Origin of the sequence: Streptococcus pneumoniae (genome assembly GCF_001457635.1) — a bacterium.
Lineage (GTDB): Bacteria > Bacillota > Bacilli > Lactobacillales > Streptococcaceae > Streptococcus > Streptococcus pneumoniae.
The window spans coordinates 1,452,292-1,476,826 of record NZ_LN831051.1; the positions used below are offsets into that span (position 1 = coordinate 1,452,292).

Annotated in this window: 24 protein-coding genes and 1 pseudogene; 23 read left to right on the forward strand and 2 right to left on the reverse strand. The window is 40.8% G+C overall.

Annotation, left to right across the window (positions count from 1 at the left end):
- Positions 1–54 precede the first annotated feature (54 nt).
- Positions 55–180, reverse strand: coding sequence for a hypothetical protein (locus tag AT689_RS13500; protein ID WP_001818232.1), 126 nt, complete (start codon positions 178–180; stop codon positions 55–57).
- A gap of 96 nt (positions 181–276) precedes the next feature.
- Between AT689_RS13500 and mutY the strand changes: the two genes are divergently transcribed.
- The 7 genes from mutY (at position 277) to AT689_RS07815 (ending at position 5,744) form a co-directional block, all read left to right on the forward strand.
- Complete coding sequence (mutY, locus tag AT689_RS07785; RefSeq protein ID WP_000886147.1) at positions 277–1,452, forward strand: A/G-specific adenine glycosylase; 1,176 nt, start codon at positions 277–279, stop codon at positions 1,450–1,452.
- A 55-nt stretch (positions 1,453–1,507) separates the two neighbouring features.
- A complete protein-coding gene (yycF, locus tag AT689_RS07790) occupies positions 1,508–2,212 on the forward strand; it encodes a response regulator YycF (RefSeq protein WP_000722076.1) in 705 nt (234 codons plus the stop codon).
- Positions 2,205–3,554, forward strand: coding sequence for a cell wall metabolism sensor histidine kinase VicK (gene vicK, locus AT689_RS07795; RefSeq protein WP_000886210.1), 1,350 nt, complete (start codon positions 2,205–2,207; stop codon positions 3,552–3,554). The genes yycF and vicK overlap by 8 nt, the downstream gene beginning before the upstream one ends.
- Before the next feature lies 1 nt (position 3,555).
- Positions 3,556–4,365 carry an MBL fold metallo-hydrolase gene (locus AT689_RS07800; RefSeq protein WP_001289496.1) on the forward strand — a complete coding sequence of 270 codons (810 nt, stop codon included), beginning with the start codon at positions 3,556–3,558 and terminating at the stop codon, positions 4,363–4,365.
- Positions 4,366–4,455: 90 nt separating this feature from the next.
- Positions 4,456–4,698 (forward strand): type II toxin-antitoxin system RelB family antitoxin, encoded by a 243-nt coding sequence (gene relB / locus AT689_RS07805; RefSeq protein ID WP_012677101.1) that lies wholly within the window; start codon positions 4,456–4,458, stop codon positions 4,696–4,698.
- Between the two features lies 1 nt (position 4,699).
- Entirely contained in the window at positions 4,700–4,954 is a 255-nt protein-coding gene (locus AT689_RS07810) for a type II toxin-antitoxin system RelE family toxin (RefSeq protein WP_001823540.1), read from the forward strand.
- Positions 4,955–5,000: 46 nt separating this feature from the next.
- A complete protein-coding gene (locus AT689_RS07815) occupies positions 5,001–5,744 on the forward strand; it encodes a potassium channel family protein (protein ID WP_000725952.1) in 744 nt (247 codons plus the stop codon).
- 289 nt (positions 5,745–6,033) lie between these two features.
- Here AT689_RS07815 and AT689_RS07820 read toward each other — a convergent pair whose 3' ends face one another.
- Entirely contained in the window at positions 6,034–7,020 is a 987-nt protein-coding gene (locus AT689_RS07820) for an L-lactate dehydrogenase (protein WP_000204727.1), read from the reverse strand.
- A 193-nt stretch (positions 7,021–7,213) separates the two neighbouring features.
- Here AT689_RS07820 and gyrA point away from each other — a divergent pair, with 193 nt between their 5' ends.
- From gyrA to lepA, 16 genes and pseudogenes are all read left to right on the forward strand, one after another.
- Entirely contained in the window at positions 7,214–9,682 is a 2,469-nt protein-coding gene (gyrA, locus tag AT689_RS07825; protein WP_001152988.1) for a DNA gyrase subunit A, read from the forward strand.
- Positions 9,682–10,425, forward strand: coding sequence for a sortase SrtA (gene srtA / locus AT689_RS07830; RefSeq protein ID WP_000078846.1), 744 nt, complete (start codon positions 9,682–9,684; stop codon positions 10,423–10,425). Before gyrA ends, srtA begins: the two co-directional genes overlap by 1 nt.
- Positions 10,426–10,668: 243 nt before the next feature.
- Positions 10,669–11,466, forward strand: coding sequence for a formate/nitrite transporter family protein (locus AT689_RS07835; protein ID WP_000254796.1), 798 nt, complete (start codon positions 10,669–10,671; stop codon positions 11,464–11,466).
- Between the two features lie 147 nt (positions 11,467–11,613).
- Positions 11,614–12,873 (forward strand): annotated as a pseudogene (locus tag AT689_RS07840) (O-acetylhomoserine aminocarboxypropyltransferase/cysteine synthase family protein).
- A gap of 95 nt (positions 12,874–12,968) precedes the next feature.
- Positions 12,969–14,243, forward strand: a complete 1,275-nt coding sequence (locus tag AT689_RS07845; RefSeq protein ID WP_001002635.1) for a DUF2130 domain-containing protein — start codon at positions 12,969–12,971, stop codon at positions 14,241–14,243.
- 9 nt (positions 14,244–14,252) lie between these two features.
- Positions 14,253–15,131: a tRNA pseudouridine(55) synthase TruB gene (gene truB, locus AT689_RS07850; RefSeq protein WP_001013233.1), complete on the forward strand. Its 879-nt coding sequence runs from the start codon at positions 14,253–14,255 to the stop codon at positions 15,129–15,131.
- Positions 15,132–15,371: 240 nt separating this feature from the next.
- Positions 15,372–15,674, forward strand: a complete 303-nt coding sequence (locus AT689_RS07860; RefSeq protein ID WP_000985093.1) for a bacteriocin immunity protein — start codon at positions 15,372–15,374, stop codon at positions 15,672–15,674.
- A 107-nt stretch (positions 15,675–15,781) separates the two neighbouring features.
- The gene (udk, locus tag AT689_RS07865; RefSeq protein WP_001181378.1) at positions 15,782–16,420 is read left to right on the forward strand and encodes a uridine kinase; all 639 of its coding nucleotides are present in this window, start codon (positions 15,782–15,784) and stop codon (positions 16,418–16,420) included.
- Between the two features lie 127 nt (positions 16,421–16,547).
- A complete protein-coding gene (xseA, locus tag AT689_RS07870) occupies positions 16,548–17,888 on the forward strand; it encodes an exodeoxyribonuclease VII large subunit (protein WP_000417464.1) in 1,341 nt (446 codons plus the stop codon).
- On the forward strand, positions 17,866–18,078 hold the full coding sequence (locus tag AT689_RS07875) for an exodeoxyribonuclease VII small subunit (RefSeq protein WP_000043230.1): 213 nt from the start codon (positions 17,866–17,868) through the stop codon (positions 18,076–18,078). The genes xseA and AT689_RS07875 overlap by 23 nt, the downstream gene beginning before the upstream one ends.
- Positions 18,075–18,950 carry a polyprenyl synthetase family protein gene (locus AT689_RS07880; protein WP_000743809.1) on the forward strand — a complete coding sequence of 292 codons (876 nt, stop codon included), beginning with the start codon at positions 18,075–18,077 and terminating at the stop codon, positions 18,948–18,950. Before AT689_RS07875 ends, AT689_RS07880 begins: the two co-directional genes overlap by 4 nt.
- On the forward strand, positions 18,943–19,758 hold the full coding sequence (locus tag AT689_RS07885) for a TlyA family RNA methyltransferase (protein ID WP_001041079.1): 816 nt from the start codon (positions 18,943–18,945) through the stop codon (positions 19,756–19,758). Before AT689_RS07880 ends, AT689_RS07885 begins: the two co-directional genes overlap by 8 nt.
- Positions 19,751–20,182: an arginine repressor gene (locus AT689_RS07890; protein ID WP_001034417.1), complete on the forward strand. Its 432-nt coding sequence runs from the start codon at positions 19,751–19,753 to the stop codon at positions 20,180–20,182. Before AT689_RS07885 ends, AT689_RS07890 begins: the two co-directional genes overlap by 8 nt.
- A gap of 6 nt (positions 20,183–20,188) precedes the next feature.
- Positions 20,189–21,856, forward strand: coding sequence for a DNA repair protein RecN (recN, locus tag AT689_RS07895; protein WP_000923572.1), 1,668 nt, complete (start codon positions 20,189–20,191; stop codon positions 21,854–21,856).
- Position 21,857: 1 nt separating this feature from the next.
- A complete protein-coding gene (locus AT689_RS07900; RefSeq protein ID WP_000133339.1) occupies positions 21,858–22,586 on the forward strand; it encodes a metallophosphoesterase family protein in 729 nt (242 codons plus the stop codon).
- Positions 22,587–22,664: 78 nt separating this feature from the next.
- Positions 22,665–24,488: a translation elongation factor 4 gene (gene lepA / locus AT689_RS07905; RefSeq protein WP_001047204.1), complete on the forward strand. Its 1,824-nt coding sequence runs from the start codon at positions 22,665–22,667 to the stop codon at positions 24,486–24,488.
- The last annotated feature ends 47 nt before the right edge of the window (positions 24,489–24,535 follow it).

Genomic DNA, 24,535 nt, shown 5'->3' on the forward strand with positions numbered 1-24,535 from the left:
TTTCTCAGACTGCAAGCAGTTCATCAATAAGATTTATACTCTTCGAAAATCTTTTCAAACTACGTCAGCTTCACCTTGCCGTAGGTATATGATACTGACTCTGTCAGTTCTATCCACAACCTCAAAACAGTGTTTTGAGCAACCTGCGGCTAGCTTCCTAGTTTGCTCTTTGATTTTCATTGAGTATAAGTAGATAGAAAAGTTATATACTATCTATTGAAAATATTATAAATCAGATACAAAGACAGGTGAAACCTTCTGTGTTATACTAGAGATATGTTAGATTTGAAAGAATACGGTATCGTCATGTGGCCGGAGGAGAAAGTCATTTCTTTCCGTGAGAAACTTCTCGCTTGGTATGATGAAAACAAAAGAGATTTGCCTTGGAGGAGAAGTAAAAATCCTTATCACATCTGGGTATCTGAAATCATGCTTCAGCAGACCAGGGTGGATACAGTTATCCCTTACTACGAAAGATTTTTGGACTGGTTTCCAACTGTCGAAAGTCTGGCAACTGCGCCTGAGGAGAGTTTACTGAAAGCTTGGGAGGGCTTGGGCTATTATTCTCGAGTTCGCAATATGCAGGCTGCAGCCCAGCAGATTATGACTGACTTTGGTGGCCAATTTCCAAATACCTATGAAGGAATTTCCAGCTTGAAAGGGATTGGACCTTACACAGCAGGAGCCATTTCCAGTATTGCTTTTAACTTGCCTGAGCCAGCTGTAGATGGTAATGTCATGCGGGTCTTGGCGCGTCTGTTTGAAGTCAACCACGATATTGGGATTCCAAGTAATCGAAAAATTTTTCAGGCAATGATGGAGATCTTGATTAATCCAGATCGTCCGGGTGATTTTAATCAAGCCTTGATGGACTTAGGGTCTGATATTGAGTCTCCTGTAAATCCCAGACCTGAAGAAAGCCCAGTCAAGGACTTTAGTGCGGCATATCAGAATGGAACCATGGACCGTTATCCAATTAAATCTCCTAAGAAAAAGCCGGTTCCTATTTATCTTAAAGCCTTAGTTGTGAAAAATTCTCAAGGACAATTTTTACTTGAAAAAAATGAAAGCGAAAAGCTCTTGGCAGGTTTTTGGCATTTCCCCTTTATAGAAGTTGATAACTTTTCGCAAGAAGAGCAGTTTGACCTCTTTCATCAGGTTGCGGAAGAAAGTGTGAACTCTGGCCCCAGTCCAGAAGAGAGTTTCCAGCAGGACTATGACCTAGATGTTGATTGGCTTGATGTTTGTTTTGATACAGTCCAGCATGTTTTTAGTCATCGAAAATGGCATGTACAGATTGTAGCAGGTCAGGTGAGTGACTTCCATGATTTTTCAGATAGGGAAGTTCGTTGGCTTTCACCAGAAGAATTCAAGAATTACCCACTTGCCAAACCCCAACAAAAAATCTGGCAGGCTTATGCACAAGCCAACTTAGACAGTAGCCAAGACTAGCTATTGTGTCTTCTGACTATTTTTTTGGTATAATAGTAGAGAAAAAGGTGAACATATGAAAAAAATACTAATTGTAGATGATGAGAAACCAATCTCGGATATTATCAAGTTTAATATGACCAAGGAAGGTTACGAAGTTGTAACTGCTTTTAATGGTCGTGAAGCGCTAGAGCAATTTGAAGCAGAGCAACCAGATATTATTATTCTGGATTTGATGCTTCCAGAAATTGATGGTTTAGAAGTTGCTAAGACCATTCGTAAGACAAGCAGTGTGCCCATTCTTATGCTTTCAGCCAAAGATAGTGAATTTGATAAGGTTATCGGTTTGGAACTTGGGGCAGATGACTATGTAACGAAACCCTTCTCCAATCGTGAGTTGCAGGCGCGTGTTAAAGCTCTTCTGCGTCGTTCTCAACCTATGCCAGTAGATGGTCAGGAAGCAGATAGTAAACCTCAACCTATCCAAATTGGGGATTTAGAAATTGTTCCAGACGCCTACGTGGCTAAAAAATATGGCGAAGAACTAGACTTAACCCATCGTGAATTTGAGCTTTTGTATCATTTAGCATCGCATACAGGTCAAGTCATCACGCGCGAACACTTGCTTGAGACTGTCTGGGGTTATGACTATTTTGGTGATGTCCGTACAGTTGATGTGACTGTACGACGTCTGCGTGAGAAGATTGAAGATACGCCCAGCCGACCAGAGTATATCTTGACACGCCGTGGTGTAGGGTATTACATGAGAAATAATGCTTGATTTACTGAAACAAACCATTTTTACCAGAGATTTTATCTTTATCCTGATTTTGTTAGGTTTCATCCTTGTTGTGACCCTCTTATTACTGGAAAATAGACGTGATAATATTCAGTTGAAGCAAATCAATCAAAAGGTTAAAGATTTGATTGCAGGAGATTATTCCAAGGTTCTTGATATGCAAGGTGGGTCTGAAATCACCAATATTACCAATAATTTGAATGACTTGTCGGAGGTTATTCGTCTCACTCAGGAAAATCTAGAACAAGAGAGTAAGAGGCTAAATAGTATTCTGTTTTATATGACAGATGGGGTTCTTGCGACCAACCGTCGGGGTCAGATTATCATGATTAACGATACAGCCAAGAAGCAACTGGGGTTGGTTAAGGAAGATGTTCTGAATAGAAGCATTTTGGAATTGCTCAAGATAGAAGAAAACTATGAATTGCGTGATTTGATTACCCAAAGTCCAGAATTGTTGCTAGATTCCCAAGATATCAATGGTGAATATTTGAACCTTCGAGTTCGCTTTGCCTTGATACGTCGAGAGTCTGGCTTTATTTCAGGTTTGGTGGCTGTTTTGCATGATACGACGGAGCAGGAGAAGGAAGAACGCGAACGAAGACTCTTTGTTTCCAATGTTAGCCATGAGTTACGGACTCCTCTGACTAGCGTAAAATCCTATCTTGAAGCCTTGGATGAGGGGGCTTTGTGTGAAACTGTAGCACCAGACTTTATCAAGGTTTCTCTTGATGAGACCAACCGTATGATGCGCATGGTGACGGATCTCCTCCATCTTTCACGTATTGATAATGCTACCAGTCACCTAGATGTGGAACTGATTAACTTCACTGCTTTTATTACCTTTATCCTCAATCGTTTTGACAAGATGAAAGGACAGGAAAAGGAGAAAAAATATGAGTTGGTGAGAGATTATCCCATCAATTCTATCTGGATGGAAATTGATACAGATAAGATGACGCAGGTTGTCGACAATATTTTAAATAATGCTATTAAATATTCGCCAGATGGGGGTAAAATCACTGTCAGAATGAAGACAACTGAAGACCAGATGATTTTATCCATTTCTGACCACGGTTTGGGGATTCCTAAGCAGGATTTACCACGTATCTTTGACCGTTTCTATCGTGTGGATCGTGCTAGAAGTCGTGCACAAGGTGGTACAGGTCTAGGACTGTCTATCGCTAAAGAAATTATCAAACAACATAAGGGCTTTATTTGGGCCAAGAGTGAATACGGCAAGGGTTCAACCTTTACCATTGTGCTCCCTTATGATAAGGATGCAGTGAAAGAAGAAGTATGGGAGGATGAAGTAGAAGACTAGAATGAGTGAAATAGGCTTTAAATACAGTATTTTAGCGTCGGGTTCCAGTGGAAATTCTTTTTATCTGGAAACCTCAAAAAATAAGCTTTTAGTAGATGCAGGCTTGTCTGGCAAGAAAATTACCAGTCTGCTAGCTGAAATTAACCGTAAGCCAGAAGACCTGGATGCCATCTTGATTACCCATGAGCATTCAGATCATATCCATGGAGTAGGCGTTTTGGCTCGCAAGTATGGTATGGATCTTTATGCCAATGAAAAGACCTGGCAAGCTATGGAAAATAGTAAATATCTTGGCAAGGTGGATTCTTCGCAAAAGCATATTTTTGAAATGGGTAAAACCAAAACCTTTGGAGATATCGACATCGAGAGTTTTGGTGTAAGCCATGATGCAGTCGCACCGCAGTTCTATCGCTTTATGAAGGATGATAAGAGTTTTGTCCTTTTGACAGATACAGGTTATGTCAGTGACCGTATGGCGGGCATTGTCGAAAATGCGGATGGCTATCTTATCGAGGCCAACCATGATGTAGAGATTTTGCGATCAGGTTCTTACGCTTGGCGACTCAAACAACGAATCCTATCTGACCTTGGTCACCTTTCTAACGAGGACGGTGCTGAAGCTATGATTCGGACGCTAGGAAATCGTACTAAGAAGATTTACCTTGGGCATTTATCTAAGGAAAATAATATCAAGGAACTGGCTCATATGACCATGGTCAATCAGCTGGCTCAAGCTGATCTGGGAGTCGGAGTAGACTTTAAGGTTTATGATACCTCACCAGATACCGCAACACCATTGACAGAGATATAAAAAGAACGCTGAGAAGGTGTTCTTTTTATATTGACTGAACACCTAAAAAGTAATACAATGGTGTTACCATTAAAAAAGGGAGCACAAAAGATGACTACTATTACATTAAAAGTTTCTGAAGCTGATAAAACATTTATGAAAGCAATGGCTAAGTTTGAAGGAGTTTCCCTTTCGGAACTTATTCGCACCAAAACTCTTGAAGCCCTAGAAGATGAATACGATGCTCGTGTGGCAAATTTAGCCTATCAAGAGTATTTAGAAGACTTGGAAAAAGGAGTTGAACCCATTACTTGGGAAGAAATGATGCATGATTTAGGCTTGAAGGATGAATAATTTGTATAAATTAGTTCCAACAAGACGTTTTATCAAGCAATTGAAAAAATTGGACCGTTATACGCAGAAGCTAATTACAAACTATTTACAAACCAATGTTTTGGAAGGCCCAAGACGACACGGAAAGGCTTTGGTTGGTAATCGCGTTGGTCAATGGCGCTATAGAATTGGTAATTATCGAGTTATCGTACAAATTGTAGATGATGAATTAGTCGTTGCTACTCTAGAAGTTGGTCATCGGAGAGATATTTATTGAATTAAAGCTGAGTAATAACAATATAGAAAGTAAGGAGAGTAAAAATTTGAAGAAAAAATGCTTTTTTGCAGATTATTATGATACAACAATTATTTTACTTGCTTTAATCTCTGTTATTCTGGTATTACTTGGATTTGCTGAGATGATTGATTTGGACAATCCGCCTTATAGTATTATTGATTTAGTAATCTGGGGTGTTTTTGTAATTGATTATAGTTGGCGCTTTTTTATTACTAAAAGAAAATGGCGCTTTATTCTTGAAAATATTTTTGATTTATTGGCTATTCTCCCTTTAAATGCTATTTTCACAGTTTTTCGATTAGGGCGTATCTTTCGTTTAGTTAAACTAACAAAATTACTGAAACTGACTCGTTTACTTAGAATAATTGGACTTATAGGTAAATTAGAAAGAAAAATTAGTAGATTCTTACGGACAAATGGCCTGATTTATATCTTATATGTTAATATCTTTATTGTTCTAGTAGGGAGTTCGATTTTATCCGTTGTTGAAGAAAAATCCTTCTCAGATAGTCTCTGGTGGGCTCTTGTGACGGTAACTACTGTTGGTTATGGTGATGTTGTTCCTACTTCAATTTTTGGTAAATGGTTAGCTGTCTTATTAATGCTTGTCGGTATTGGGACAATAGGAATGTTAACGAGTACCTTGACGAACTTTTTTGTAAAGGATAATCCAGATGAACAGATAAAACTTGATAAACTCAAAGACGAATTATCGAGCCAAAGAATATTAATAGAGAAACAATCTGAAAAAATCGAAGAACTACATTGAATGATAAAAGACTTAGTTGAAAAAATATCATAAAGGTGAGACAAAACAAAACTTGATTCGAGGAGAAATCAAGTAAGTCTTGACACAATAGAACGCATATTATCAGGTATAAAAACTTGATACTATGCGTTTTATAGAGAAATAAAATAAAATCTGAACAAATCAATTAGGAATTTAAAGCATTTTATAACAACGTTTTAGAGTGATAGGGTGCTATTTCAACTTCAACCTACTATAATACAGAAAAAAAACAACTCCCTGATGATTCAAGGAGTTGTCTATAGTTAAATTAGTTTTTAGAAGCTTCTTGGAATTCTGGATTTTTCCATGCTTCGTCAATAATAGCTTGCAATTCTTTAGCAGATGCTTGCATTTTTTGAGTTTCTGCATCGTTCAATGGAATGTTTACTGGACGAACGATACCATGTGCACCAACAACAGCTGGTTGACCGATAAAGACATTCTCAACTCCGTATTGACCTTCTTGGAATACTGAAAGTGGAAGTACTGCGTTTTCATCGTCAAGGATTGCTTTAGTGATACGAGCAAGGGCTACTGCGATACCGTAGTATGTTGCACCTTTTTTGTTGATGATTGTGTAGGCTGCATCACGAACACCTTCGAACAATTCAATCAATTCAGCTTCTTGAACATTTTGAGTGTCTTTAAGGAATTCTTCAAGGTTTACACCAGCGATGTTAGCGTGTGACCAAACAGCGAACTCAGAGTCACCGTGTTCACCCATGATGTAGGCGTGCACTGAACGAGCATCCACATCCAATTTTTCAGCAAGTGCTTGACGGAAACGAGCTGAGTCAAGTGAAGTACCTGAACCGATAACGCGTTCTTTAGGGAAACCAGAGAATTTCCAAGTTGAGTAAGTCAAAACGTCAACTGGGTTAGCAGCAACAAGGAAGATACCTTTGAAACCAGATTCAACAACTTGAGTTACGATTGATTTGTTGATAGCAAGGTTTTTACCTACAAGGTCAAGACGAGTTTCACCTGGTTTTTGAGGTGCACCTGCAGTGATCACAACAAGGTCAGCGTCTGCACAGTCAGAGTATTGAGCTGCATAGATTTTTTTAGGTGAAGTGAAGGCAAGGGCGTGACTAAGGTCAAGCGCATCACCAACAGCTTTTTCATGCAATTGTGGAATTTCGATAATTCCAAGCTCTTGTGCAATTCCTTGGTTAACAAGTGCAAAAGCGTAAGATGAACCTACAGCACCATCACCGACAAGGATAACTTTTTTGTGTTGTTTAGTTGAAGTCATTGTTTTAAACATCTCCTTAATTTTATTAGGGGATTTTCCCTAGACAACTTCATTCTATCACTTTTAAAAAACTTTGTCACGAATATGCCTTATAGTTCTCGATGTAAACGTTTTAGTGGTTTAGAGGCTGAAATAGATGGGAATTTATGGTATAATGTTGTTACTTACTAATTGTGAAATGAGGCATTTATTAATGCAGGATAAAAATTTAGTGAATGTCAATCTGACAAAGGAGATGAAGGCAAGTTTTATCGACTACGCCATGAGTGTTATCGTAGCGCGAGCTCTTCCTGATGTTCGAGATGGCTTAAAACCTGTTCACCGTCGCATTCTCTACGGAATGAATGAATTGGGTGTGACCCCAGACAAACCCCATAAAAAATCTGCTCGTATTACAGGGGATGTCATGGGTAAATATCACCCACACGGGGATTCCTCTATTTATGAAGCCATGGTCCGTATGGCTCAATGGTGGAGCTACCGTTACATGCTTGTAGATGGTCACGGGAATTTTGGTTCCATGGATGGAGATAGTGCTGCCGCTCAACGTTATACCGAGGCACGTATGAGCAAGATTGCTCTGGAAATGCTTCGTGATATCAACAAAAATACAGTTGATTTCGTTGATAACTATGATGCCAATGAACGGGAACCCTTGGTCTTGCCAGCGCGTTTTCCAAACCTTTTGGTTAATGGAGCAACTGGTATCGCGGTTGGGATGGCAACCAATATTCCACCTCATAATCTGGGTGAAACCATTGATGCAGTGAAGTTGGTCATGGATAATCCTGAAGTGACTACCAAGGACTTGATGGAAGTCTTGCCTGGACCAGATTTTCCAACTGGTGCTCTTGTCATGGGGAAATCAGGTATCCATAAGGCTTATGAAACAGGTAAAGGTTCGATTGCCCTACGTTCTCGTACAGAGATTGAAACGACTAAGACTGGTCGTGAGCGCATCGTTGTAACAGAATTTCCTTACATGGTCAATAAAACCAAGGTGCATGAGCATATTGTTCGCTTGGTTCAGGAAAAACGCATTGAGGGTATCACAGCAGTACGTGATGAGTCAAACCGTGAAGGTGTTCGATTTGTTATTGAAGTCAAGCGCGACGCCTCAGCCAATGTTATTCTCAATAACCTCTTCAAAATGACCCAAATGCAAACCAATTTTGGTTTCAATATGCTCGCTATCCAAAATGGTATACCGAAAATTTTGTCTCTTCGTCAGATTTTGGATGCTTATATCGAGCACCAAAAAGAAGTGGTTGTTCGTCGTACACGTTTTGATAAGGAAAAAGCGGAAGCGCGCGCTCATATCTTAGAAGGTCTCTTGATTGCGCTAGACCATATCGACGAAGTGATTCGTATCATCCGTGCTAGTGAAACGGATGCGGAAGCTCAAGCTGAGTTGATGAGCAAGTTTAAGCTTTCTGAACGTCAAAGTCAAGCTATCCTTGATATGCGTCTTCGTCGTTTGACAGGTTTGGAACGCGATAAGATTCAATCTGAGTATGATGACCTCTTGGCTCTGATTGCGGATTTAGCAGATATTCTTGCTAAGCCTGAACGTGTTTCTCAAATTATCAAAGACGAATTGGATGAAGTTAAACGTAAATTTTCTGATAAGCGCCGTACAGAGTTGATGATTGGACAGGTCTTGAGTCTCGAGGATGAGGACTTGATTGAAGAATCGGATGTCTTGATTACCCTTTCTAACAGAGGCTACATTAAGCGTTTGGATCAGGACGAGTTCACTGCTCAAAAACGTGGGGGTCGTGGTGTCCAAGGAACGGGAGTGAAAGATGATGACTTTGTTCGTGAGTTAGTGTCAACTAGCACCCATGATCATCTGCTCTTCTTCACAAACAAGGGACGTGTCTATCGTCTTAAAGGTTATGAAATTCCTGAGTATGGTCGGACTGCCAAAGGGCTACCAGTAGTCAATCTCTTGAAATTGGATGAAGACGAAAGTATTCAGACGGTTATCAATGTTGAGTCTGATCGCAGTGATGATGCTTATCTCTTCTTTACAACCCGTCACGGTATTGTGAAGAGAACCAGTGTTAAGGAGTTTGCCAATATTCGTCAAAATGGTCTCAAAGCGCTGAATTTAAAGGATGAAGATGAGTTAATCAATGTCTTGTTGGCAGAAGGAGATATGGATATTATCATTGGTACCAAGTTTGGTTATGCAGTTCGCTTTAATCAATCAGCCGTTCGTGGTATGAGTCGTATCGCCACTGGTGTAAAAGGTGTTAACCTTCGTGAAGGAGACACAGTTGTTGGTGCCAGCTTGATTACTGATCAAGATGAGGTTCTTATTATCACAGAAAAAGGATATGGTAAGCGTACAGTCGCTACTGAATACCCAACAAAAGGTCGTGGTGGTAAGGGAATGCAGACAGCTAAAATTACCGAAAAAAATGGCTTGCTGGCCGGTCTTATGACTGTTCAAGGGGATGAGGATTTGATGATTATCACTGATACAGGTGTCATGATTCGAACCAATCTTGCCAATATTTCACAAACAGGACGTGCAACTATGGGAGTTAAAGTAATGCGCCTGGATCAAGATGCTCAGATAGTGACTTTCACAACGGTTGCGGTGGCAGAAAAAGAAGAAGTTGGGACAGAAAACGAAACAGAAGGTGAAGAATAATGTCTCAAAAAAATAATAAAAAGAAAAACAAGCGAAAAAATCTGCTGACAAATATCCTAGCAGGATTTCTGATATTACTGTCACTGGCTTTGATTTTTAATACTCAAATTCGAAATATTTTCATAGTCTGGAATACCAATAAGTATCAAGTTAGCCAGGTATCAAAAGAAAAATTAGAAGAAAATCAGGATACAGAAGGCAATTTTGACTTTGATTCTGTCAAAGCTATCTCTTCGGAAGCTGTTCTAACTTCTCAATGGGATGCTCAAAAATTACCAGTTATTGGGGGAATTGCAATTCCTGAATTGGAAATGAATTTGCCGATTTTTAAAGGACTTGATAATGTTAATCTCTTCTACGGAGCTGGTACAATGAAACGCGAGCAAGTAATGGGAGAAGGAAATTATAGTCTAGCTAGTCACCATATCTTTGGTGTTGATAATGCTAATAAAATGTTATTTTCTCCTTTAGATAATGCTAAAAATGGCATGAAGATTTATCTAACCGATAAAAATAAAGTTTATACTTATGAAATACGTGAAGTCAAACGTGTGACACCGGATCGTGTTGATGAAGTTGATGATAGAGATGGGGTCAATGAAATCACATTAGTAACCTGTGAAGACCTTGCTGCTACAGAACGTATTATTGTCAAAGGTGATTTGAAAGAAACAAAAGATTATTCACAAACATCTGATGAAATTCTAACAGCTTTCAATCAACCATATAAACAATTTTATTAATACAAATCAGTGAAATCATGGATTTCACTGATTTTTTAAGATTTTCATAAAAATATAGTAAAATGAAATAAGAATAGGACGAATCGTTCAGGACAGTCAAATCGATTTCTAACAATGTTTTAGAAGTAGAGGTGTACTATTCTAGTTTCAATCTACTATAAACTTTTATGAAATACAGAAAACGCTTCCTAAAACCTAAAGTTTGTGATATAATTATCAAGAAAAAAGATTTAGGAGTTTATTATGGTTTCTTCAGAATTTATCTCAAAGATTGAATTTGCTTGCAATAAGAAAGAAAGTCTTTATAGTCAAAGCAAATTTAAGTATGCGATTCGTTCGATGTTCGCAGGTGCATTTTTAACCTTCAGTACTGCTGCAGGTGCAGTTGGGGCTGACTTGATTAATAAAATTGCACCAGGTAGTGGACGCTTCCTCTTTCCATTCGTTTTTGCTTGGGGCTTGGCCTACATTGTTTTTTTGAATGCCGAGTTGGTCACTTCAAACATGATGTTCTTGACTGCTGGTAGTTTCTTAAAAAAAATCTCTTGGAGAAAAACAGCTGAGATTTTACTATACTGTACCTTGTTCAACCTTATCGGAGCCTTGATAGCAGGGTGGGGCTTTGCTCATTCGGCAGCCTATGCGAATCTGACACACGATAGTTTCATCTCAGGTGTTGTTGAGATGAAGTTAGGCCGCTCAAATGAATTGGTCTTGCTTGAGGCGATTTTGGCAAATATTTTCGTAAATATTGCGATTCTGTCATTTATTTTGGTCAAAGATGGTGGTGCCAAACTTTGGCTTGTGTTGTCAGCTATTTACATGTTTGTATTCTTAACAAACGAGCACATTGCGGCGAACTTTGCTTCTTTCGCGATTGTGAAATTCAGTGTTGCTGCGGATTCAATTGCCAACTTCGGTGTTGGAAATATGCTTCGCCACTGGGGTGTGACTTTCATCGGAAACTTTATCGGAGGAGGCTTCTTGATGGGTCTTCCATATGCCTTCCTCAATAAAAACGAAGATACTTATGTAGATTAAGAAAATGAGCACGATTGAGTCGTGCTTTTTTCATTTTCAAAATAAGGTAATAGCTATTTCTTATATCAAAATATAGAAAACTGATATTTGTAAACTATAACTCAAGGTGCTACAATATCCTTAATAAAATGATATGGAGGTCACCTTATGACTTGTGATTTTAAATCTGAAACTCTACAACTACATGCTGGTCAAGTTGTGGCTCCAGCTACTAAGTCTCGTGCAGTGCCGATTTATCAAACAACATTTTTTGTTTTTGATGACACGTAGGAAGGTGCCGATCTGTTTGCCTTGAGGAAACCAGGGAACATTTATACTCGTATCACCAATCCTACAACAGCTGCCCTTGAAGGTGGTGTTGAAGCGCTAGCAACAGCATCAGGTATGACTGCAGTGACTTATACGATTTTGGCGCTTGCCCATGCTGGTGACCATGTAGTGGCTGCTTCGACTATTTACGGTGGAACCTTCAATCTTTTGAAAGAACCCCTTCCTCGTTATGGTATCACAACAACCTTTGTCGATGTTGATAATTTGGAGGAAGTAGAAGCAGTTATCAAAGACAATACCAAGCTTGTCTTGATTGAAACCTTGGGTAACTCCTTGATTAATATTCCAGACCTGGAAAAACTGGCAGAGATTGCTCATAAACATCAAATCCCACTTGTGTCAGACAATACTTTTGCAATACCTTATTTGATTAACGTCTTCTCTCATGGCGTTGACATTGCCATTCACTCTGCGACTAAGTTTATCGGTGGGCATGGTACAACTATTGGAGGAATAATTGTCGATAGTGGTCGTTTTGACTGGATGGCTTCAGGGAAATTCCCTCAATTTGTTGACGAGGGTTCAAGCTGCCACAATTTGAGCTATACTCGTGATGTGGGTGCAGTAGCCTTTATTATAGCTGTTCGAGTTCAATTGCTTTGTGATACAGGTGCAGCCTTGTCACCATTCAATGCTTTCCTCTTGCTACAAAGACTTGAAACCCTTTCACTTCGTGTGGAACGCCATGTACAAAATGCTGAGACAATTGTTGATTTTCTTGTCAACCATCCTAAGGTAGAAAAGGTAAATTATCCAAAACTTGCAGATAGTCCTTATCATGCATTGGCTGAGAAATACTTGCCAAAAGGTGTCGGTTCAATCTTTACCTTCCACGTCAAAGGTGACGAGGAAGAAGCACGCAAGGCCATTGATAATTTAGAAATCTTTTCTGACCTTGCAAACGCGGCAGATGCTAAATCGCTTGTTGTCCATCCAGCAACAATCACTCACGGTCAATTGTCAGAAAAAGACCTAGAAGCAGCAGGTGTCACACCAAATCAAATCCACTTGTCTATCGGTCTTGAAAATGTAGAAGATTTGATTGAAGACTTACGCTTAGCCTTGGAAAAAATTTAAAGTAAAAGAAGATAAACAGTGGGTTTTGACTCACTGTTTTTGATTTTCCCTCAGGCATGATATAATGGTTACAGAAGTCTAGAAAGAGGAATGTAATGAACGAAATCAAATGTCCCAACTGTGGGGAAGTCTTTACAGTAAATGAAAGCCAGTATGCTGAACTTTTGTCCCAAGTGAGAACGGCAGAGTTTGATAAGGAACTACACGATAGGATGAGGCAGGAACTGGCCTTGGCTGAGCAAAAGGCTATGAATGAGCAACAGACTAAACTGGCTCAGAAGGATCAAGAAATTGCGCAATTGCAGAGTCAAATCCAAAACTTTGATACAGAAAAAGAATTGGCCAAGAAAGAAGTTGAACAGACAAGCCATCAGGCCTTATTGGCTAAGGACAAGGAAGTACAGGCCTTGGAAAACCAGTTGGCGACCTTGCGTTTGGAGCATGAAAATCAATTGCAAAAGACCCTTTCTGACCTAGAAAAAGAACGCAATCAGGTCAAAAATCAGCTCCTACTGCAAGAAAAGGAAAATGAGTTGTCTTTGGCTTCTGTTAAGCAAAACTACGAAGCCCAGCTCAAAGCAGCCAGTGAACAAGTCGAGTTTTATAAGAATTTTAAGGCTCAACAATCTACAAAAGCGATTGGGGAAAGCCTAGAACAGTATGCAGAGAGTGAGTTTAACAAGGTTCGTAGTTTCGCCTTTCCAAATGCTTACTTTGAGAAGGATAACAAGGTCTCTTCGCGTGGGTCTAAAGGGGACTTTATCTTCCGTGAGTGTGATGAAAATGGAGTTGAAATCATTTCTATCATGTTTGAGATGAAAAATGAAGCGGACGGAACAGAGAAGAAGCACAAGAATGCAGATTTTTACAAGGAATTGGACAAGGACCGTCGGGAGAAGAACTGTGAGTATGCCGTTTTGGTGACCATGCTTGAGGCTGATAATGACTACTTTAACACAGGGATTGTTGACGTCAGTCACGAGTATGAAAAAATGTATGTTGTTCGTCCTCAATTCTTTATCCAATTGATTGGTCTCTTACGTAATGCGGCGCTAAATTCCCTAAAATACAAGCAGGAGTTGGCCTTGGTTCGCGAGCAAAATATTGACATTACGCATTTTGAGGAAGATTTGGATGCCTTTAAGCTAGCTTTTGCTAAGAACTATAATTCAGCTTCGACTAACTTTGGAAAAGCTATTGATGAAATCGACAAGGCCATCAAACGCATGGAAGAGGTTAAGAAATTCCTGACTACATCTGAAAACCAACTCCGTCTAGCTAACAACAAATTGGAAGATGTCTCTGTTAAAAAATTGACCCGGAAAAATCCAACAATGAAAGCGAAGTTCGAAGCACTGAAGGGGGAGTAGAAAGCAAAAATGAACGGTATTATCAACTTAAAAAAAGAAGCAGGAATGACCTCGCATGATGCGGTTTTTAAACTGCGTAAGATTTTGGGAACCAAGAAAATTGGTCATGGTGGAACCTTGGATCCGGATGTGGTGGGTGTTTTGCCGATTGCGGTTGGCAAGGCGACACGCATGGCCGAGTTTATGCAGGACGAGGGTAAGATCTATGAGGGGGAAATTACTCTGGGTTATTCCACGACGACTGAGGATGCTAGTGGGGAAGTGATCGCAGAAACCCCTGTTTTGTCTCCCTTGGATGAAAAGCTTGTTGATGAAGCGATTGCTAGCTTGACTGGGCCTATTACCCAGATTCCCCCTATGTATTCGGCAGTTAAGGTTAATGGTCGCAAGCTCTATGAGTATGCGCGTGCTGGTCAGGAAGTGGAGCGTCCAGAACGTCAGGTGACCATTTATCAATTTGAGCGAACAAGTCCGATTTCTTATGATGGCCAACTTGCCCGATTCACTTTTCGTGTAAAATGCAGTAAAGGGACTTACATCCGTACTTTGTCAGTTGATTTGGGTGAAAAGCTTGGTTATGCGGCTCATATGTCCCATTTGACTCGTACTAGTGCTGCTGGCTTACAATTAGAAGACGCTCTTGCCTTGGAGGAAATTGCTGAAAAAGTAGAGGCTGGGCAATTAGATTTTCTCCATCCTTTAGAGATTGGGACAGGTGACCTTGTCAAAGTTTTCCTAACTCCAGAAGAGGCTACAGAAGTTCGCTTTGGTCGTTTTATTGAGCTAGACCAAACGGACAAAGAACTGGCTGCCTTTGAAGATGATAAATTGTTAGCCATTCTAGAAAAACGGGGCAATCTCTATAAGCCAAGGAAGGTTTTTAGCTAGATCGTTTAGGAATAAAAATCGGGTGATAGATAACAATTGCTTGCTAAAACCCCATACTAATAGTAGAATGGTTTTGGGAATTATAATATTCCAATTGTTGCGAGTTGTAGGTACTCAAATAATCTATATAGAAATTTAGAGGTGTGAAATGAAGCAATTTAAAATTCTTTCAGATAAATATTTAGAGTCCATTACAGGTTCTGGTGGGAACTTAGGCCCAGAATTTGGTGTGATAATTCCATGATGCGAAATGAGTTTCGAGAAAGGGTGGAGCAACTTCTTCAACAAAAAGAAATAAATGAAAATAGTGAGTTGAGTCACCTGTTTCGTCTTGCTATACAAAATTTAGACAGAAATGAAAAATACCAAACGGTCATGGCCAATTTGAGTCAAGGGTTGTCACTTTACCTCATGACGCATCATTACCAGGCACCTAAGTCTGTCATTGATTTTGGTTTATGGATTGCCAAAGCTCCTAGCCAGGAAAGAGGGAGACTGGCTTTCTTGCAGATGCTTGCTCAAACCCTACAGGGCTTTCGTTAAAACTGTCGAACATCAGAGGGAAGACTCTGGTGTTTTTTGCTGATGAGACTATAAATTTTGTAAAAAATGTGATAGAATAGACGACGGATAAAATAACGGAGGATAGCATGCAAAATAGACCAATCATTATTGGAGTGACAGGTGGTTCTGGTGGTGGTAAAACCAGTGTTTCAAGAGCCATTTTATCGCATTTTCCTGATGAAAAGATTTCCATGATTGAGCATGATTCATACTACAAGGATCAGTCTCATTTGACCTTTGAAGAGCGTGTCAAAACCAACTATGACCATCCTTTTGCCTTTGATACAGACTTGATGATCGAGCAGATTAAGGAATTGTTGGCAGGGCGTCCGGTGGACATCCCGACCTACGACTATACAGAGCATACACGGAGTAGCAAGACCTATCGTCAGGAGCCTCAAGATGTCTTTATCGTTGAGGGCATTTTGGTCTTGGAGGACAAGCGTCTGCGCGATTTGATGGATATCAAGATTTTTGTGGATACGGATGACGATGTGCGCATTATTCGTCGTATCAAGCGTGATATGGAGGAGCGTGGCCGTAGCCTTGATAGCGTTATTAACCAGTACTTAGGTGTGGTCAAACCAATGTACCACCAGTTTATCGAGTCAACTAAGCGTTATGCTGATATCGTCATTCCTGAAGGGGTTAGCAATACCGTGGCTATCGACCTGTTGACGACCAAGATTGCAAAGATTTTGGAAGAAGCTCGAAACAGCAAATAATCACATGTGGAGGCCTTGCCTCCTTTTTCTATTTTTCCCTCATAATGGTACATAAATGGAGATTTTTAGGCATATTTTTGGTATAATAATACCCATGAAAGAGCAAGTAAATGAATAGTAGGTGGAGATGGAAAAGTATTTATCGGTAACAACTTTGACCAAGTATCTGAAAATGAAATTCGATAAAGACCCATACTTGGAACGGGTCTATTTAACTGGTCAAGTTTCCAACTTTCGTAAACGACCTACTCACCAATATTTCTCCCTAAAGGATGACCATGCAGTTATTCAAGCGACCATCTGGTCTGGGATTTATCAGAAATTAGGGTTTGACCTGGAAGAAGGAATGAAGATCAATGTGATTGGGCGTGTACAGGTTTATGAACCAAGTGGTAGCTACTCCATCATCATTGAAAAAGCTGAGCCTGATGGGGTTGGGGCGCTTGCGATTCAGTTTGAACAACTTAAGAAAAAATTGACAGAAGAAGGCCTGTTTCAAGAACGCTTCAAGCAAGCTCTGCCCCAATTTTCTAAGAGAATTGGGGTAGTAACCAGCCGTAGTGGAGCCGTTATTCGAGATATTATCACGACCGTCAGCAGGCGATTCCCAGGTGTTGACATCCTTCTTTATCCGACCAAGGTTCAAGGTGAAGGGGCTGCGGAGGAAATTGCTAGAAATATTGCGCGTGCTAATCAACGGGACGATTTGGATTTGCTCATTATTGGTCGTGGAGGTGGTTCTATTGAGGATCTCTGGGCCTTTAACGAAGAAATTGTGGTACGAGCTATTTTTGAATCTCGTTTGCCAGTTATCTCTAGTGTGGGGCATGAAACGGATGTGACCTTGGCAGATTTTGTGGCAGATCGACGCGCTGCAACGCCAACAGCGGCGGCTGAACTGGCAACACCTGTGACCAAGTTGGATGTATTAGCTCATTTGCAAAATCAGGAAAAACGGATGGTAACGGCAGTCCGAAATGTTCTATCTAAGAAACAAGAGGCTTTGAAAAAATGCAGTCAGTCTGTTATCTTTAGACAACCTGAGCGCTTGTATGACGGTTATTTGCAACGCTTGGACCAACTGCAACTGCGTTTGAAACAAAGTTTGCGAACTCGGATTTCTGATAACAAACAATTAGTTCAAGCAAGAACTCATCAATTAGTACAATTATCACCTGTTACCAAAATCCAACGCTATCAAGACCGTTTAGGACAGTTGGACAAGCTCTTAGGTAGCCAAATGGCGTTAGTTTATGACGCCAAGGTTGCTGAGGCCAAGCGACTTTCGGAAGCTTTGCTCATGTTGGATACTAGCCGAATCGTGGCGCGTGGTTATGCTATTGTCAAAAAAGAAGAGTCCGTTGTAGATTCGGTTGAGAGTTTGAAGAAAAAAGACCAAGTAACGCTTTTGATGCGAGATGGTCAAGTAGAATTAGAGGTTAAAGATGTCAAAACAAAAGAAATTTGAGGAAAATCTAGCAGAACTGGAAACCATTGTCCAAAGTTTGGAAAATGGTGAAATTGCTCTGGAAGATGCGATTACTGCCTTTCAAAAGGGCATGGTCTTGTCAAAAGAGCTCCAAGCTACGCTGGACAAGGCTGAAAAGACCTTGGTCAAGGTCATGCAAGAAGACGGAACAGAAAGTGATTTTGAATGAAAAAGCAAGAAAAATTAGCTCTTGTCGAGTCGGCTTTGGAAGATTTTTATGGAGACCAGCAGTTTGCCTCTAGTTTACGGGAGTCTGTTCTCTATTCTATTCATGCTGGTGGCAAGCGTATTCGGCCTTTTCTCTTGTTAGAAGTTCTGGAAGCCTTGCAGGTTGCCATCAAACCTGCTCACGCGCAGGTAGCTACTGCCTTGGAGATGATTCATACAGGGAGCTTGATTCACGATGACCTTCCTGCTATGGATGATGACGATTATCGAAGAGGGCGGTTAACCAATCACAAGAAATTCGGTGAAGCTATGGCCATTTTGGCTGGAGATGCCTTATTCTTAGACCCATATGCCTTGATTGCGCAGGCAGATTTGCCAAGTCAGATCAAGGTGGACTTGATTGCCAACTTATCCCTTGCTTCAGGTAGTCTGGGTATGGTGGCAGGGCAAGTTTTGGATATGGAGGGCGAACACCAGCACTTGTCTCTGGAAGAACTTCAGACTATTCATGCCAATAAGACTGGGAAGTTACTAGCCTATCCCTTCCAAGCGGCAGCTATTATAGCTGAATTGTCACCTGAAATGCAGGTGAAGCTGAAAACTGTGGGTGAATTGATTGGACTTGCTTTTCAAGTCAGAGATGATGTACTGGATGTGACAGCTAGTTTTGAGGAAATCGGTAAGACACCTCAAAAGGATCTGCAGGCAGAAAAATCAACCTATCCTGCCTTGTTGGGCTTGGAAGAGTCCATTGCCTTTTGTAACCAAACCCTGGATCAAGCTAATGAAAAATTGGAAGAAATTGCCCAGCAGGTTCCCTTTGAAACAGAATCGATTGTAAGTGTAGTAGAAAGTTTGAGAATCAATGGCTAAGGAAAGAGTGGATGTACTAGCTTATAAACAGGGGTTGTTTGAAACGAGAGAGCAGGCCAAGCGAGGTGTGATGGCTGGCCTAGTCGTAGCAGTCCTTAATGGAGAACGGTTTGACAAGCCAGGAGAGAAAATTCCAGATGATACCGAATTAAAACTCAAGGGGGAGAAACTCAAGTATGTCAGCCGTGGTGGTTTGAAACTGGAAAAGGCCTTGCAGGTCTTTGATTTGTCGGTGGATGGCGCGACTACGATTGATATCGGGGCCTCTACTGGAGGTTTTACCGATGTCATGCTACAGAATAGTGCCAAGTTGGTCTTTGCAGTCGATGTTGGTACCAATCAGTTGGCTTGGAAATTACGCCAAGACCCACGAGTTGTCAGCATGGAGCAGTTCAATTTCCGCTATGCTGAAAAGACTGATTTCGAGCAGGAGCCGAGCTTTGCCAGTATTGATGTGAGTTTCATTTCCCTTAGTCTGATTTTGCCAGCCTTGCACCGTGTCTTGGCTGATCAAGGTCAGGTGGTAGCACTTGTCAAACCTCAGTTTGAGGCAGGACGTGAGCAGATTGGGAAAAATGGAATTATTCGAGATGCTAAGGTTCATCAGAATGTCCTTGAATCTGTAACAGCTATGGCAGTAGAGGTAGGTTTTTCAGTCCTTGGCTTGGACTTTTCTCCCATCCAAGGTGGACATGGAAATATTGAATTTTTAGCGTATTTGAAAAAAGAAAAGTCAGCAAGCAATCAGATTCTTGCTGAGATTAAAGAAGCAGTAGAGAGGGCGCATAGTCAATTTAAAAATGAATAAAAAAGAGAGACTTGAAAAAATTAGAAGATTGGTGACAGATTATCAAATCGGCACGCAAGAAGAAATTGTAGAACATTTGAAAGAAGCAGGTATCACTGCCACTCAGGCGACGGTATCCCGAAATATCAAAGAGTTAGGTATTGTCAAAATTCCTTTGAGAGACAACACCTATGTCTACGAATTGCCAAAATCAATCGTAAAAAGTCTGCAACTGGCTGAAGACAATATCGAATCGGCTGAATTGATGGATAAGATGATCAATCTCCAAGTTATTCCAGGAAATACGGCTTTTGTAAAAGCTCAGTTAATCGAGACTTTTGCAGACAAGATTTTTAGCTGTTTGACTGATGATAGCTCGATTTTAGTCATTGCCAGAAGTGGAAGTCTAGCAGAGGAAATCTTTGAACAAGTAAAAAATTGGTAGGTCTATATGTTACTTGAAATTTCGATAAAAAACTTTGCCATTATTGAGGCTATTTCCCTCAATTTTGAAAAGGGGATGACTGTCCTGACTGGTGAAACGGGTGCAGGGAAGTCGATTATCATTGATGCCATGAATATGATGTTGGGAGCTCGTGCGACGACAGATGTTATTCGTCATGGTGCACCAAAGGCAGAGATTGAGGGGCTTTTCTCAGTTGAGAATAGTCGTCTTTTACAGGAAATTTTTGATGAGCAAGGTTTAGAATTAGGTGATGAAATTATCATCCGTCGGGAAATCTTGCAAAATGGTCGTAGTATCAGCCGTGTAAATGGTCAGATGGTTAATCTGTCTGTTTTGCGAGCTATTGGGCAACATCTTGTAGATATTCATGGTCAGCATGACCATGAGGAGTTAATGCGTCCCCAACTGCATATCCAGATGTTGGATGAATTTGGTGATGCCGCTTTTTGGGACTTGAAAGAAACCTATCAAACGAGTTTTGATGCCTATCGGAAAATGCGCAAGCAGGTTCTGGAAGTCAAGAAAAACCAACAGGAACACAAGGCACGTATCGAAATGTTGGAATTTCAAATGGCAGAGATTGAGGCAGCAAACTTGCAGGCTGGAGAAGACTTGGCTCTCAATCAAGAGCGAGATAAACTCCTCAACCACAAAAATATTGCGGATACACTGACCAATGCCTACAGTATGTTGGACAATGAAGATTTTTCAAGTCTGGCCAATGTTCGTTCAGCTATGAATGACATGGAAAGTGTCGAAGAGTATGATCCTGAATACCGTGAAATTTCAAGCTCTCTGTCTGAGACCTACTATGTTTTAGAAGACATTAGCAAACGTTTGGAAGCTATCATTGAGGACCTTGATTTTGATGGCAATCGCCTCATGCAGGTTGAGAATCGTTTGGACCTCCTTCATACTATTACTCGTAAGTATGGTGGGACTGTTGATGATGTTTTGCTTTATTTTGCCAAGATTACGGAAGAATACAATCTCTTGACAGGCAATAATCTTTCGTCTGAGGACATGGAAGCAGAGCTTAAGAAGTTGGAAGTCAATCTTGTCAATTTGGCAGGTCAACTTGCTTCTGCTCGTCATAATTTGGCTCAGCAACTCGAAGCTGAGATTAAACAAGAACTGCAAGATCTTTATATGGAAAAAGCCCAGTTTCAGGTTCGTTTTAGTAAGGGAAAATTCAGTCGTGAGGGAAATGAAATGGTTGAGTTTTATATTTCAACCAACCCTGGAGAAGACTTTAAACCCTTGGTTAAGGTTGCTTCTGGAGGGGAATTATCTCGTCTCATGTTAGCCATTAAGTCTGCCTTTTCACGTAAAGAAGGCAAGACTAGCATTGTCTTTGATGAGGTGGATACGGGAGTTTCAGGTCGTGTTGCTCAAGCTATTGCTCAGAAAATTCATAAAATTGGTCAGTATGGTCAGGTTTTGGCTATCTCCCATTTGCCACAAGTAATTGCGATTGCAGATTATCAATTCTTTATTGAGAAGATTAGTAATGACCATTCAACGGTTTCGACTGTTCGTCTCTTGACAGTCGAAGAGCGAGTGGAGGAAGTTGCCAAGATGTTGGCAGGTGATGATGTGACAGAAGCAGCCCTGACGCAAGCCAGAGAATTGTTGAGAAACAGGGAGAAATAAGATGACAGATTATTATGTAATTGGAGATGTTCACGGAAAAGCTGGGATGCTGGAAGACCTTCTTAAAACCTGGGATGGTCAGACCCAGTTGCTCTTTCTAGGTGATTTGATTGACAGAGGTGAGGATAGTCACCGTGTTCTTGAAATGGTCAAGGACTTGGTGGACAATCAAGGGGCTATCTGTTTGTCTGGAAACCACGAGTATATGTTTTTGACTTGGCTAGATGACCCAGAAGAAAGTTATGACCATTATCGTCGCAATGGTGGAGATACAACCATTAACTCTATCCTAGGTCGTCCCTTGGATGCACCAGTTGATGGAGTAGAAGATGCCAAGCGGGTTGCCGCTGAAGCGGCAGACTTGGTCGAATTCATTCGTCAAATGCCATTTGTAGTAGAGACAGACAAGTATATCTTTGTTCACGCAGGTATTGATTTGACCTTGGACGACTGGCATGAAACAACAGATTATAAAAAAGTATGGCTTAGAAAACCATTCCACGGAGCTGAAAATCATACTGGAAAAACCATTGTCTTCGGTCATACACCGGTCTATGGTTTGTTACAGCAAGAACGCGGTACATCTGAGCTTTGGACTACAGAAGATGGCAAGATTGGAATGGATGGAGGAGCTGTTTATGGTGGTGTCCTTCACGGGATTGTCTTTACAGACCAAGGAATGACAGAACACCACTTTATCGAAAATGACGGCTTTGTCGCTGAAGATTAGTACTCCTAGCAGGGTATGGTCTTGTCAAAATATCAAAAACAATTTATAATAAATAGATACCCTGAAAGGAAGAGAATCATGAACTTAGAAGAATTGAAAAAACGACAGGAGAAGATCCGTAACTTCTCTATTATCGCCCATATTGACCACGGAAAATCAACTCTAGCAGACCGCATTTTGGAAAAAACAGAGACGGTTTCAAGTCGTGAAATGCAGGCCCAGCTTTTGGATAGCATGGATCTAGAGCGGGAACGTGGAATTACTATTAAGTTGAATGCCATCGAGTTGAATTACACTGCAAAAGATGGGGAAACTTATATTTTCCACTTGATTGACACACCAGGGCACGTTGACTTTACCTATGAAGTTTCACGTTCGCTAGCTGCCTGTGAGGGTGCTATTTTGGTGGTCGATGCGGCTCAAGGAATTGAGGCTCAAACTCTTGCCAACGTTTATCTGGCTTTGGATAATGATTTGGAAATCATGCCTATCATTAATAAAATTGACCTGCCGGCTGCAGATCCGGAGCGCGTGCGTACAGAGATTGAAGATGTGATTGGTTTGGATGCCAGTGAAGCAGTTTTGGCTTCTGCCAAGGCTGGTATTGGGATTGAAGAAATCCTCGAGCAAATTGTAGAAAAAGTACCAGCACCAACGGGTGATGTGACGGCGCCACTTAAGGCCTTGATTTTCGACTCTGTTTACGATGCTTACCGTGGGGTTATCCTCCAAGTACGTGTCATGGACGGAGTGGTCAAACCTGGTGATAAGATTCAGCTCATGAGCAATAGTAAGACCTTTGATGTGGCCGAAGTCGGTATTTTTACACCCAAAGCGGTTGGTCGTGATTTCCTTGCGACTGGTGATGTTGGTTACATTGCGGCGTCTATCAAGACGGTTCAGGATACTCGTGTGGGTGATACCGTTACCTTGGCAACCAATCCTGCGGCAGAACCATTACATGGTTATAAGCAGATGAATCCTATGGTCTTTGCGGGTCTCTACCCAATCGAATCAAACAAGTACAATGACCTGCGTGAAGCGCTTGAAAAATTGCAACTGAATGATGCTAGTCTTCAGTTTGAACCAGAAACATCTCAGGCACTTGGATTTGGTTTCCGTTGTGGATTTCTTGGACTTCTCCATATGGATGTTATCCAGGAACGTTTAGAGCGTGAGTTCAATATTGACCTCATCATGACAGCTCCGTCTGTTATTTACAAAGTTAATTTGACCGACGGTGAGTCTATGGATGTGTCTAACCCATCTGAGTTTCCAGACCCAACTAAGATTGCGACCATTGAAGAGCCTTATGTCAAGGCGCAAATCATGGTACCACAGGAGTTCGTCGGAGCAGTAATGGAGCTAGCTCAGCGTAAGCGTGGGGACTTTGTGACTATGGACTATATTGATGATAACCGTGTCAATGTTATCTATCAAATTCCTCTTGCTGAAATTGTCTTTGACTTCTTTGATAAACTTAAGTCTTCGACACGTGGTTATGCAAGCTTTGACTACGAATTGTCAGAATATCGCCCATCTAAGCTGGTGAAAATGGATATCCTTCTCAATGGAGATAAGGTGGATGCCCTCAGCTTTATCGTTCACAAGGACTTTGCCTACGAACGTGGGAAACTCATCGTTGATAAACTCAAGAAAATCATCCCTCGCCAACAATTTGAAGTTCCAATCCAAGCGGCTATTGGACACAAGATTGTCGCTCGTACTGATATCAAGGCCCTTCGTAAGAACGTACTTGCTAAATGTTATGGTGGTGACGTTTCTCGTAAGCGTAAACTCCTTGAAAAACAAAAAGCTGGTAAGAAACGCATGAAATCCATCGGATCAGTTGAAGTTCCGCAAGAAGCCTTCCTCAGCGTCTTGAGTATGGATGAAGAATAAGTTATCAGAAATGCCTTTCCTTGTTCACAGGAAATTTATATAAGAAT